This is a genomic window from Agrobacterium tumefaciens (assembly GCA_025560025.1).
Taxonomy (GTDB): Bacteria; Pseudomonadota; Alphaproteobacteria; order Rhizobiales; family Rhizobiaceae; genus Agrobacterium.
Genome location: CP048485.1, coordinates 2,606,043 through 2,619,714, shown reverse-complemented (window position 1 = coordinate 2,619,714; position 13,672 = coordinate 2,606,043). Strand labels below are relative to the sequence as shown.

Here is a 13,672-nt window from a genome sequence, read left to right as displayed (position 1 = left end):
AAGTCAGCCCATGTCGCCATTCTCCCGGGAATTACCGATCATCAACAAACGCGGTCTCCACGCCCGGGCATCCGCGAAGTTCGTGCAGATGGTCGAGGGATTCGACGCGACGATCACTGTTTCCAAGGATGGTATGACCGTTGGCGGCACCTCCATCATGGGTCTCATGATGCTGGCGGCCAGCCCCGGCTGCAGCGTCTATGTCGAGGCAAGCGGCAACCAGGCGGAAGAAGCGCTTGCCGCACTCGAGGCACTTGTCGCCGACCGCTTCGGCGAAGAAGCCTGACCCATCCCCCATATAAAGACATAAAGACTTCTTTATATCATCATTGCCAGATCGTTTGCGGCCTGCTAAACCCCTGCTACGTTTAAAAGCCGGGCTGACAGGCACGGCATTTCTGATCTGGAGAACCTCATGAGCCTTGAGAAGGACTACATCGTCGCCGATATCAACCTTGCCGCATTCGGCCGCAAGGAACTGGACATCGCCGAAACCGAAATGCCTGGCCTGATGTCCTGCCGCAAGGAATTCGGCGAGAGCAAGCCCCTGAAGGGTGCACGCATTACCGGTTCTCTTCACATGACGATCCAGACCGGCGTTCTGATTGAGACGCTCAAGGAACTCGGCGCGGATATCCGCTGGGCGTCCTGCAACATTTTCTCGACGCAGGACCATGCGGCAGCGGCTATCGCGGCAGCCGGCATCCCGGTCTTCGCCGTCAAGGGTGAAAGCCTGACGGAATATTGGGAATATACCGACAAGATTTTCCAGTGGACCGATGGCGGTCTCTCCAACATGATCCTCGATGATGGCGGCGACGCCACCATGTACATCCTGCTCGGTGCGCGCGCCGAAGCCGGTGAGGACGTTCTTTCCAATCCCGGCTCCGAAGAAGAAGAGATCCTCTTCGCGCAGATCAACAAGCGCCTGAAGGCTTCGCCCGGCTGGTTCACCAAGCAGCGCGACGCGCTGAAGGGCGTTACCGAAGAAACGACGACCGGCGTTCACCGTCTTTACGACCTCAGCAAGAAGGGCCTGCTGCCCTTCCCTGCCATCAACGTCAATGACAGCGTCACCAAGTCGAAGTTCGACAACAAATACGGCTGCAAGGAATCGCTCGTCGACGGCATTCGCCGCGCAACCGACGTGATGATGGCCGGCAAGGTCGCCGTGGTCTGCGGTTACGGCGATGTGGGCAAGGGTTCGGCAGCATCGCTGCAGGGCGCCGGTGCCCGCGTGAAGGTCACCGAAATCGATCCGATCTGCGCATTGCAGGCCGCCATGGACGGTTTTGAAGTCGTTCGCCTGGAAGACGTCATTTCGTCGGCGGATATCTTCATCACCACCACCGGCAACAAGGACGTGATCCGCATCGAGCATATGCGCGAGATGAAGGACATGGCGATCGTCGGCAATATCGGCCACTTCGACAACGAGATTCAGGTCGCATCGCTGCGTAACCTGAAGTGGACGAACATCAAGCCGCAGGTCGACATGATCGAGTTCCCGAAGGGCAACCGCATCATTCTTCTTTCCGAAGGCCGCCTGCTGAACCTCGGCAACGCCACCGGTCACCCGTCCTTCGTCATGTCTGCGTCCTTCACCAACCAGGTGCTGGGCCAGATCGAGCTCTTCACCAAGCAGGGCGAATACAAGAACGAAGTTTATGTGCTGCCGAAGCACCTCGACGAGAAGGTCGCACGCCTTCATCTCGAGAAGCTCGGCGTGCGCCTGACGGAACTGACCGACCTGCAGGCAGATTATATCGGCATCTCCAAGCAGGGTCCGTTCAAGGCGGAACACTACAGATATTAATTTCATAGTTAATATCCACTGAAATTACACAATATCTAGATGCCGCGCGCTTGACAAAGCGCGCGGCATCTTTTTTGCGCGCTCCCTTTCCGCAGATTTATGAAGGCGGTATTGTCATCAGACTTGATTCGGACACGCCAAAGGGCGGCGGGGACGAAATGGGATGTCTTGTCGAAGATGCGGCACATAGGACGGAGACAGACCGGGGATGACGGTTCACAATTCGGATCTGCGCGAGCAGACAGTTCAACGCGTTGAAAACACGCATGCTGGCGTGGCATTGAGCGCGGCTCTTGCGCGTTGCCAGCGGGTCGTCAGTGCGGTTCGGACAGGCTTTTCATGGCTTCCCGTCCTGATGTCGGGTACGGTTCTGGCTGGCTCGGCAAGTGCGGCACTGGCGCAGGACGGCATTGTAGCCAAGACGGGTGCACGGCTGTTTTCGTCCGGGGAAACCATCACCTATTCGCTCTTTGTCGGCATGCTTTCGGCAACGCTGTTCTCCGTCGTCTGGCTGGTGCGCCAGCGCGGCAATATAGAGGCGGAAAGCAGCGAATACCGTCAGGCACTTGCCCAGTCCCACCACAAGATCGCGAAATACGAAGCGCTGATTTCTGACAAAAGCCGACGCATCGTCATCTGGGACGGCGCTGACAAGCGTCCCGAATTTCTCGGGCAATTGCCCGTGGAAACGGGCGCACCGCAGGCCGACCATGATTTTCTGGCCTTCGGGCGCTGGCTGAAACCCTCATCGGCAAGCCAGCTTGAAAAATCGCTGGAAAAGCTGCGCAGCCACGCACAGAGTTTCGATCTGACCATCGAGACGCAGCGCGGCGAAGTCGTTGAGGTTCAAGGCCGGGTTTCCGGCGGCAATGCTTTTGCGCGTTTCATCGCGCTTAACAATCTGCGTGCCGAACTTGCAGAATTGCAGGTGGAGCGCGAACGCCTGATTGCCTCGGTCTCGACGTTTCAGGAACTTCTGGATTCCATTGAGCAACCCGTCTGGCGGCGCAACGCTGAAGGCGAACTCACCTGGGTCAACCATGCCTATTCGCAGGCGGTGGATGCGCGCGATGCCGAACAGGCCGTTCACGAGAAACGCGAGCTTCTGAACACCGTCACCCGGCAGAAGATACGCGCGGCTGCGACGCCGGAATCACCCTATCACGACCGTATTTCGACAGTGGTTTCCGGAAACCGCACCTTCTTCGATGTCGTCGATATCAAGACGGCAGGCGGTTCGGCCGGCATCGCCATTGATGCCACCGAAGCGGAGACGATCGGCGAAGAACTCAAGCGGGTTCTGAAAAGCCACGCCGAAACGCTCGACCATCTGGCAACGCCCGTCGCCATTTTCGACGGCCGACAGCGGCTGCAATTCTACAACCAGGCTTTCGCCACCCTGTGGGGTTTCGATCTGGTTTTCCTCGAATCCGGGCCTGATAATTCCGAGCTCCTGGACAGGCTGCGGACCGCCGGCAAATTGCCAGAGCAGCTGAACTGGAAGAACTGGAAGGAGACGGCGCTCTCCGTCTACCGCTCACTCGATACCAAGACAGATCTCTGGCATCTGCCTAACGGCCAGACCTTGCGGGTCATCGCGACCGCCCATCCGCAGGGTGGTGCAACCTGGGTATTCGAAAACCTGACCGAGCAGGTCGATCTGCAGATGCGTTATAACACGCTGGTGAAAGTGCAGGGCGAAACCATCGACCATCTGGCAGAAGGTGTCGCCGTGTTCGGTGCGGATGGCCGCATTCGTCTTTCCAATCCGGCGTTCCGGGCGCTCTGGGGCGTGACTGCTGAACAGGCTGAGACGGGAACGCATATCCGCGCCATTGAGACGGCCTGCACACCATCCTATGACAGGCCGGACGGCTGGCGCGCCTTCAGCCAGTTCATCACCAGCTTCGACGATGAACGTCCGTCCAAACAGGGTACGCTGGAGCTGCTCTCCGGTCTCGTGCTCGACTTCGCCATCATCCCGCTGCCGGATGCCCAGACCATGCTGACCTTCGTCAACATGACTGACAGCGTGCGGGCCGAGCGGGCACTCAAGGAAAAGAACGACGCGCTGCTCAAGGCCGACGAGCTGAAGAACGATTTCGTGCAGCATGTCTCCTACGAATTGCGCTCGCCGCTGACCAACATCATCGGTTTCACCGACCTCCTGAAAACGCCGGGTCTCGGACAATTGACGGAACGGCAGGCGGAATATCTCGACCATATTTCCACCTCATCCTCGGTTCTGCTCACCATCGTCAACGATATTCTCGATCTCGCGACCGTTGATGCCGGCATCATGCAGCTGAATTATTCGGAAAACGATCTGAACGAATTGCTCGAAGACGTTTCGGTGCAGATTGCCGACCGGCTGCAGGAGAGCGGCATTTCGCTCGAGATCATCGCCCCTGCCCATCTTGGCAGTCTGGTGGCCGATCATCAGCGCCTGAAGCAGATCCTCATCAAGCTCCTGACCAATGCGATCAACTTCGCGCCGGAAGGCTCTGCCGTTCAGCTTTCCTGCCAGCGTAGTGAAGGTGACTTCCTGTTCTCGGTGGCGGACAAGGGGCCGGGCATTCCGGAAGACATGCTGAAGAGCGTATTCGACCGCTTCGAGACGCGCGGTAATGGCGGGCGGCGGACCGGCGCAGGGCTTGGCCTTTCCATCGTGGAAAGCTTCGTCAGCCTCCATCACGGCACCGTCAGCATCGACAGCCGGCCGGGCAACGGCACCACCGTCACCTGCCGCATCCCTTCCGGCACACGCCCGCATTCCATCGCTGCAGAATGAGCGAAGACATCTTGCCGATCACCATTTCCCTCGAGGGAGAAAAAGACACCATCCGGTTGGGTGAGGACCTCGCTCTGGCTTTGAAGGCCGGCGATTGCCTCGCGCTCATCGGCGATCTCGGTGCCGGCAAATCCACTCTCGCCCGCGCCTTCATCCGGGCAATGGCGGATGAGCCCGATCTCGAGGTTCCAAGCCCCACCTTCACGATCATCCAGACCTATTCCGCTCGTATTCCTGTCGCTCATCTCGATCTTTACCGGCTTTCGGATGTTTCGGAACTGGACGAGCTTGGCATCGACGAGATGCTGGAGGACGGCATCTGCCTGATCGAATGGCCGGATATCGCCGCCGAGGTTCTGCCGCCAGAGCAGACCATCACCCTCACGCTCACAAATTCGGGTGAAGGCCGTCTGGCCGTCATCGAGGCCCCGGCAAAACTCAAAGCGCGGCTCGAGCGTGTTTTCGCCATTCGCGAATTCCTGGCTAAAAACGGCAAAGGCGATGCGGCCCGCCGTTTTCTGAGCGGCGATGCGTCTACACGCGCCTATGAGGCCATTTCCACCGACGGTTCCGACCTCATCCTGATGGATTGGCGACGTCCCTTGAAAGGGGCGGTCATTGCGGACGGAAAGACCTATGCGGAAATCGCCCATCTTGCCCAGGATGCAGGTTCCTTCGTCGCGATCGGCAATTATCTGCGAAACAGCGGCTTTTGCGCACCGGAGATTCTGGCGGCGGATATCAATCAGGGTATTCTCCTGCTGGAAGACCTTGGGCGGGATGGCGTGCTTGCGCCGGACGGAGCGCCGATAGAGGAACGTTATCTGCAAAGCGTCGCCTGCCTCGCCTCCCTTCATCAATCTCCGCAGCCTGACGTGCTGCAGTTGGGTGACGGCAGCACCTACGAGGTTCCTCCCTTCGACCGGCAGGCGATGAAGATCGAAGTCTCTCTGCTGGTAGAATGGTATCTGCCCCACAAACGCGGCAAACCACTGTCCGATGGCGAGAAGAGCGATTATTACGCCCTGTGGGACGAGTTGATCGATGCGCTTGGCGGGTGCGAAACGGGGCTTCTGCTGCGCGATTTTCATTCGCCGAACATTCTCTGGCAACAGCAGAATTCCGGCGTCCGACAGGTCGGCCTGATCGATTTTCAGGATGCGATGATCGGGCCAACGGCCTACGATCTCGCCTCCATCGTGCAGGATGCGCGGGTCACCATTTCGCCCGAGCTGCAGGCACGCCTGCTTTCGCGCTATCTCGACAATAGACGAATCGAGCCGTCTTTCGATGAGGCGTCCTTTCTCAAGGCTTTCGCCATCATGTCGGCGCAGCGGAACTGCAAGCTGGCCGGCATCTGGGTAAGGCTGTTGGAACGCGATGGCAAACCCGGTTATATGAAACATATGCCGAGGACGCTTCGCTATCTCGCTACGGCGCTTTCGCATCCCGAACTTGCGCCGCTCAGAGACTGGTGCGTCCGTATGGGCATGGAATTTTAAAGACTGAAAAACGGTTGACCACGATGACGATCAAGAATGCGATGGTGTTGGCCGCAGGGCTCGGCACGCGGATGCGCCCGATTACGGATACAATTCCGAAGCCGCTCGTCAAGATTGCCGGCAAGCCGATGATCGACTACGCGCTCGACGCCCTTGTCGAAGCCGGGGCGGAAAGGATCGTCGTCAACGTGCATCACCACGCCGAACTGATGATTGCCCATCTCGAAAACCGCACCGACGCCGAAATCCTTATTTCCGACGAGCGCTCGCAGCTGATGAATTCCGGTGGCGGACTTGCCAAGGGTCTCAAGCTCCTGGAGCCCGGTCCAGTTTTAGTCATGAACGCCGATCTTTTCTGGATTGGTGAACAGCGGAACGCCGTCAGCAATCTGCGCAAGCTCGGGCATTTTTTCAATCCCGCACGCATGGATATGGCCCTGCTCTGCGTCGACATGGACCGCACCACCGGACATAACGGCAAGAGGGATTTCAATCTCTCCAGTGACGCGACGTTGGCGCGATATCGCGACGGTGACCCGAACCCCGTGGTTTATGCCGGCGCCATCGCCATGGATTCGCGTCTGCTCGATGATGCACCGGCGGACGCCTTCAACCTCAATATCTATTTCGACCGTGCCATCGAAAAAGACCGGCTTTTCGGACTTTCATTGGATGGCCACTGGATCACCGTCGGCACGCCTGATGCGATTGACGATGCCGAAGACATCATCCGGCAATTCAGGGAAAAACGCTCTGCATGACGCTCTCCCACCATGAAAAGCGCGTCCTGACGATCGCTGCGGGAACACCGTTCCTCAAAACGCTCGCGGAAACGCTGTGTGACGGGACACTGACATCAGGCTATAAATACGATCCGGCCGATCCGCTTTCACTCGCCAAGGTAACCATCTATGTGCCGACGCGGCGCTCCGCCCGCGTGCTGCGCTCCGAATTCGTCGATCTCCTGGGTGGCCGATCCGCCATTCTGCCGCTGATCCGGCCGCTCGGCGAAACGGATGACGACAGCGGCTTTTTCGAGATCGAAAATCCTGAAATCATGGATCTGGCGCCGCCTATTTCCGGCACCGGCCGGCTCATCGAGCTGGCGCGCCTCATTCTGGCATGGCGTAACAGCCTGCCGGATGCCATCCGGGCGATCCATTCCGATTCGCCGCTCGTTGCCCCTGCCAGCCCCGCCGACGCCATATGGCTGGCGCGCGCGCTTGGCGAAGTGATCGATGCGATGGATACGGAAGAAAAGGAATGGGAGGCTCTTCAGCATCTCGATACCGGTGATCACGCCCAATGGTGGCAGCTGACCGCGGATTTCCTGAAGATCGCCAGTATTTTCTGGCCAGCGCGCCTTGCCGAACTCAACCGTTCTTCCGCAGGCCGGCATCGCAACGGCATATTGAGGGCGGAAGCGAACCGGCTTGCCAATTTGCCGGATACCGGACCGATCATCGTTGCTGGCTCCACGGGTTCCATTCCGGCCGCGGCAGACCTCATCGCCTCCGTCGCCTCCCTGCCCCAGGGCGTCGTCGTGCTTCCCGGTCTCGATCTTTCGATGCCGGAGGAACAATGGGAAGCGATTGCCGAGGACCCCACCGATCCTTCGAGCCGCACCCACTCGCAATATGGGCTCTACATGCTATTGCAGAAGCTCGGCATCCTGCGTGACGACGTCATTCAGATCGGAGCCATCGACAGTGATCTCGAAAGGCGCGCGGCGGTGTTTTCGGCCGCGCTCGCACCGGCCAAATCCACAAGTGACTGGAACCGCTGGCGCGAGGACAGGCAACCCGGCTTTTTTGACGATGCCTTCGCAGCAGCAACCCTGATAGAGGCTGCGAACGAACGCGAAGAAGCAACCGCAATCTCTGTAGCGCTCAGACTGGCGCTTGAAACACCGGGCGCTGGCCGCCCCTCTCAGGCAGCGCTGATAACGCCTGATCGCGGACTGGCGCGGCGCGTGGCGACCGAGTTGCAGAGATTCGGCATTGAAGCGGACGATTCGGCCGGCACGCCACTATCCGCCACGCCACAGGCGGGACTGACGCAATTGGTGCTGGAAGCGATCCTCAGACCTGGAGATCCGGTACCGGTCATTTCCCTCCTGAAACATCCGCTCAGCCGCTTCGGGCTTTCAGAGGCGGCATTTACGAAAGCGTCGAAAGCGCTGGAGTTGATCGCACTCAGGGGAGGTCGCGTCGAAACCGAAATCGGCAATCTGGAAGCGGTTGTCGATGCGCAACTGGCCGCACAGCGCGATGACCGGCACCCACCCGCATGGCGGCTTGCACTGCCTGAGGGAAGCGTGGATGCCGCGCGCGATCTGGCGCGCAGGATCACTCTTTCGATCGACCCGCTCGGCGCTACATTCGTCCGCCGCGACCGGTCAGGCCGGTCCTTCACGGATAAATTGCCGCTTTCCGATTGGGCGGCGCGGACGGGCCGCGTGATCGAAGCCATCTGCGCGGATGACAACAACGATCTTGCCGCGCTCTGGTCCGGCGAGGCCGGCGACAAACTTTCCAGCCTGTTTGGGGAATTGATGGAAAGCGGCGACGTTCTCGATGCCGACGGACCGCAATGGGTCGATATATTTGCGGCACTCGTGGCGGGAGAATCCATCAAGCCGCGATCCATGCGCCATCCACGCATTTTCATTTTTGGCGCACTTGAAGCAAGATTGCAGAGTGTCGATACCATCGTCATCGGCGGCCTGAACGAAGGGCTCTGGCCGGGCCAGACGGCAAATAATCCGTTTCTATCCCGCAACATGAAGACAGCCATCGGGCTGGAGCCGCCGGAACGACGCATCGGCCAGCTGGCGCATGATTTCGAGATGGCGAACGGCACCCGACAGATTTTTTACACGCGCGCGCTGCGGCAGGGTTCCACACCTGCCGTCGCCTCTCGCTGGCTGCAACGGCTTCTGGCGCTGGGCGGCGAGGATTTTGCCAGCCAGCTAAAGAAGCGCGGGGAGACCTATCGCCATTGGGCGGCCCTGATGGATGCCAGCATCGACCAGGAAGCGGCAAAGCGCCCCGCCCCGAAACCGCCGGCCGAGTTGCAGCCGAAAAGCTATTCCTTCAGCGAGGTGGGCAGGCTGCGCCGCGACCCTTACGCAATTTATGCGCGGCGTATCCTGCGGCTCGATCCTCTCCATCCGTTCAACCGCGATCCCAACGCCGCTGACCGTGGCACGCTCTACCATGCGATCATCGAGCGCTATTCCCGCGAGGGCCATATTCCCGGCACGCCGGCCTCGCTTGAAGCCATGCAGCGCATTCTGGATGACAGTTTCGATGCGCAGGACCTTCCCCTGCATATCGACGTCATCTGGCGGCCGCGTTTCGAGGCCGTGGCCCGCGCCTTCATCGACTGGGAGAAGGAACGTTATCCGTCCATCCGCCACAGCTTTTTCGAAGCGCGTGCCGGACAGGAAATCCCCGAGGCGGGTATAAGACTGACCGGCATTGCCGACCGCATCGACATCAAGACCGGTGGTCAGGCGGATATTATCGACTACAAAACGGGACTTGCGCCTTCGGTCAATCAGGCACGCGCGCTGCTCGACCCGCAGCTTGCGCTGGAAGCGGCAGCACTGATGCGTGGCGCCTTCCGCGAGGCCGGTTCGCAAACGCCGGAAAACCTGATCTATGTTCGCCTGCGTCCCGGGGAGCGTTTTTTTGCCGACCAGGTGAATAACGAGCATTCCAGCCGGGGCGGCAAGAAAGCACCGAAATCGGCAATCGAACTGGCGACCGAATCCATCGACCAGCTGGCCAAATTCGTGCGTTCGCTACGCGAGGGCGAGAATGGTTTTGCCTCGCGGCTGGTACCGGAGGAGCAACAGTCCTATGGCGGGGAATATGACCACCTCGCCCGCGTTTCGGAATGGTCGACAGCGGAACCGGGAGATGGCGACGATGATTGATCCTATCGATCACGGGCCTGCCACGGACACGCCTCAAAGCTGGATTGACTGGACAAGCGACCGGCAGCGGCTCGCCTCCGATCCGGCCAGTTCCGCCTGGGTTTCCGCCAATGCCGGCTCCGGCAAGACCCATGTTCTGACCCAGCGCGTCATCCGCCTGCTTCTGGCAGGATGCCGACCCTCTGCGATCCTGTGCCTCACCTATACCAAGGCTGCCGCATCCGAAATGTCGAGCCGCGTCTTCGACCGTCTGGCGGAATGGGCGACATTGCCGGATAACGATCTCAAGGACCGCATCGCCGCCATCGAAGGAAAGGCACCGGATCGGCTCAAGCTTGCCGAAGCGCGCCGGCTGTTCGCCAAGGCGCTGGAAACGCCGGGCGGGCTGAAAATCCAGACGATCCACGCTTTCTGCGAGGCGCTGCTGCATCAGTTTCCGCTGGAAGCCAATGTCGCCGGCCACTTCTCCGTTCTCGATGACCGCGCTGCAACCACCCTGCTGGCTGAGGCACGCCGCTCTCTTCTGACGGCAGTTTCGACAGAGGGCGACACGGAACTCGCCCAATCGCTCGCCTATGTGCTTGATCTTGCAGATGAAAGCGGGCTGGAATCGCTGCTCTCCGCCATCATCGCCAATCGTAGCGCCCTTCGAACCTTTCTGCTTGAAGCAAGCCAGTTCGGTAACATCGATGCGCGATTGCGGCAGGCAATGCAGATCGAACGGGACGAAACCGAGGAAACAGCAGCCGCGGCCTTTTGGCCCCTGCCCGGTCTCTCGGGGCTTCCTCTCGATACCTATCTGACGCTTGCCGATGAAGTGGGCGGATCGCGCGTCATCGATGTCGCCTATGCGCTCAGGGAAGCGAAACGGCAGGCGGATCCCGTGCGGCGCATGGAGTTCATCGAGGCCGCGCTGTTGACGGCCAAGGGTGAAAAAAAATCCGATGCCTATGTCATCAACAAAGGCATGCAGAAATCGGCACCTGATCTCCTCGACGCGCTGACGCTGGCGCGGGACCATGTCGTCGCCTGCCGCAACCGCTATCGTCTGGTGCGGATGCTGGCGGCGACAAAATGCGCCCTTGTTCTGGCCGAGCGGTTAATCGGCGATTTCGAGGATTTGAAAAAGCAGCGAAGCCAGCTCGATTTCGAAGATCTGATCGAACGCGCCGCCAACCTCCTCAACCGCGATACGGCAGGCGCCTGGGTGCACTACAAGCTCGATCAGGGTATCGACCATATTCTCGTGGATGAGGCGCAGGATACCAGCCCGGTGCAATGGTCGATCATCCAGTCGCTGGCTGCGGATTTCTTTTCCGGCGAGAGCGCCCGCATGGGCCGGCGCACGCTTTTTGCCGTCGGCGACGAAAAGCAGTCGATCTATTCGTTTCAGGGTGCCCGGCCGGAACGGTTCTCCCAGGAACGCGACGAGACGAAAAGGCGCGTCGATTCGGTGGAGCAGGCGTTTCACCGCATCCGTCTGCCACTGTCCTTCCGTTCCACGGAGGATGTGCTGGCCGCCGTCGATCAGGTCTTCTCCGACCCCAAAAATGCCAGCGGCCTCAGCGCCGATAACGAGCCTGTCGAACACCGTTCCAACCGCGCCGGCCATCCCGGTACCGTGGAAGTCTGGGATATGGTGGCGCCGGAAACCGCCGAGGATGAGGATGACTGGACTGCACCCTTCGATGCGTTGAGAGAAAGCGCGCCGGCGACCATCGTCGCCCGTCGGATCGCGGCGCGCATCGCGGGGATGATCGGGAACCAGACCATCATTGAGAAAGGCGTTGAACGCGCCGTCGAGCCGGGCGATATTCTGGTGCTGGTCAGAAAGCGGCACGCCTTCGTCAACGCACTGACCCGTGAGCTGAAACGACGCAAGAACATTCCCGTTGCCGGTGCCGACCGTCTCCGCCTGACCGACCATATCGCCGTGCAGGATCTTCTGGCGCTTGGTGGTTTTGTCGTGTTGCCCGAGGACGATCTTTCCCTCGCTGCGCTGTTGAAGAGCCCGCTTTTCAATCTTTCCGAAGACGACGTGTTCGACATCGCCGCCACGCGATCCGAGAAGGAGAGCGTGTGGCAAAGACTGCAAACGCTTTCTCAGGAGGAAAACAACCGCTTCTCCGTCGTCGTCAACAAGCTGGAACACTTCATCGCGCTTTCAAAAGCGGCGACGGTTCATGACTTCTTCGCCGCGGTTCTGACGCTGCACGACGGGCGCAAGAAGTTTCTCGGCCGGCTCGGCAACGAGGCGAGCGACGTTCTGGACGAGTTCCTGTCCTTTGCACTCGATCATGAAAGAACCGGTTTGCCCGGCCTGCAGGCTTTCCTCTCCGTTCTGGAAACGGATTCGCCGGAAGTGAAGCGCGAGCAGGACAAGGATCGCGGCGAAGTACGCATCATGACCGTGCATGCTTCCAAGGGCCTTGAAGCGCCGGTGGTTTTTGTCGTCGATGGCGGTTCGAAAGCCTTCAACCACAGCCATGTGCCGAAACTACGCTTTGTCGAAGCGGATGGGGACGCCTTCCCCGTCTGGCTGCCCGGCAGCGGTTTTTCCAACCATCTCATCCGCGCCGACGAGGACCGCCTGAAGACGGCCGCCGAAGACGAATATCGCCGGCTGCTTTATGTAGCGATGACGCGTGCCGCCGATCATCTGGTCGTTTGCGGTTATCGAGGACAGAAAGAAAATCCAGAATGCTGGCATGCCATCGTGAAGGCGGCGCTGGCTGACAATCAGGATCATTGCCAGCCGCAACAGTTCATGGCGGACGGCGAGGAATGGCAGGGGCTTGTCTGGCGCAAATCCGAGGCTCGCCCGGCATCTGCCCCGCAAAGAGTGCCGGAACCGCAAGGGCAAGAAGAATACGCTCTTCCGGCGGGACTTCTTGCTCCCTTGCCTGCCCTGCCTCCATTGCCGAGGCCGCTCAGCCCTTCCGGTGCGGGCACCATCATCGATGATGGTGCCGACGACCTTGCCGTGCGTTCGCCGCTGTTCGGCGAAAAGGCCGATGTCTCCTCGCTGGCGCTGCAACGCGGCCGGCTTGTGCATCGCATGCTGCAGGCCCTTCCCGATTTTGCCGAGAATGAACGGGAAGAAGCGGCCCGCCGTTATGCGGAACGCGCGGCCCGTTTCTGGCCGGCCAAGGAGCGCGAGCACCTGATACGGGCTGTTTTGCGGGTCATGTCCGAACCGGCGGTGCAACCGGCATTTTCGCCGAATAGTCGCGCTGAAGTTTCCATCATGGGAACCATGACGATCGGCAGGCAACATTATGCCGTTTCCGGCCGTATCGACCGTCTGGCGGTGGATGGCGACCGGGTCATTCTGGTCGATTACAAGACCAACCGCGTGCCGCCGCGCGAGGCGCGCGAAATACCCTTTTCCCACACAGCGCAGCTTGCCATTTATCGCGAAATCCTCGCACCGCTTTATCCCGGCAAGGAATTTGTCTGCGCGTTGATCTACACGGAAAATGCTGCTTTTGTGACGGTTGATGACGATGCCATGAAGCAGGCCCTTGCCGCAATAAAGACAAAGTGAGATACCGGGGCATTGAAATTTCGCCGCGCCCGCATCACATCATAGCGGAAAAGTTTAGCTGAAAGGAGAGCCA

The 13,672-nt window shown here is 59.8% G+C and carries 8 protein-coding genes; all 8 read left to right on the top strand.

Going from position 1 to position 13,672, the window contains the following annotated elements; all coding sequences use genetic code 11:
• The first annotated feature begins 10 nt into the window (after positions 1–10).
• The 8 genes from FY152_12630 (at position 11) to addA (ending at position 13,599) form a co-directional block, all read left to right on the top strand.
• Positions 11–286: an HPr family phosphocarrier protein gene (locus FY152_12630; protein UXS32901.1), complete on the top strand. Its 276-nt coding sequence runs from the start codon at positions 11–13 to the stop codon at positions 284–286.
• Positions 287–415: 129 nt separating this feature from the next.
• Complete coding sequence (locus tag FY152_12625) at positions 416–1,816, top strand: adenosylhomocysteinase (GenBank protein ID UXS32900.1); 1,401 nt, start codon at positions 416–418, stop codon at positions 1,814–1,816.
• Positions 1,817–1,839: 23 nt separating this feature from the next.
• A complete protein-coding gene (locus FY152_12620) occupies positions 1,840–2,028 on the top strand; it encodes a hypothetical protein (GenBank protein ID UXS33281.1) in 189 nt (62 codons plus the stop codon).
• A complete protein-coding gene (locus FY152_12615) occupies positions 2,025–4,607 on the top strand; it encodes a PAS domain-containing protein (protein UXS32899.1) in 2,583 nt (860 codons plus the stop codon). The genes FY152_12620 and FY152_12615 overlap by 4 nt, the downstream gene beginning before the upstream one ends.
• Positions 4,604–6,109, top strand: coding sequence for a tRNA (adenosine(37)-N6)-threonylcarbamoyltransferase complex ATPase subunit type 1 TsaE (gene tsaE / locus FY152_12610; GenBank protein UXS32898.1), 1,506 nt, complete (start codon positions 4,604–4,606; stop codon positions 6,107–6,109). Before FY152_12615 ends, tsaE begins: the two co-directional genes overlap by 4 nt.
• Before the next feature lie 23 nt (positions 6,110–6,132).
• A complete protein-coding gene (locus tag FY152_12605) occupies positions 6,133–6,870 on the top strand; it encodes a nucleotidyltransferase family protein (GenBank protein ID UXS32897.1) in 738 nt (245 codons plus the stop codon).
• Entirely contained in the window at positions 6,867–10,052 is a 3,186-nt protein-coding gene (addB, locus tag FY152_12600) for a double-strand break repair protein AddB (GenBank protein ID UXS32896.1), read from the top strand. Before FY152_12605 ends, addB begins: the two co-directional genes overlap by 4 nt.
• Complete coding sequence (gene addA, locus FY152_12595) at positions 10,045–13,599, top strand: double-strand break repair helicase AddA (GenBank protein UXS32895.1); 3,555 nt, start codon at positions 10,045–10,047, stop codon at positions 13,597–13,599. The genes addB and addA overlap by 8 nt, the downstream gene beginning before the upstream one ends.
• Positions 13,600–13,672: the final 73 nt, after the last annotated feature.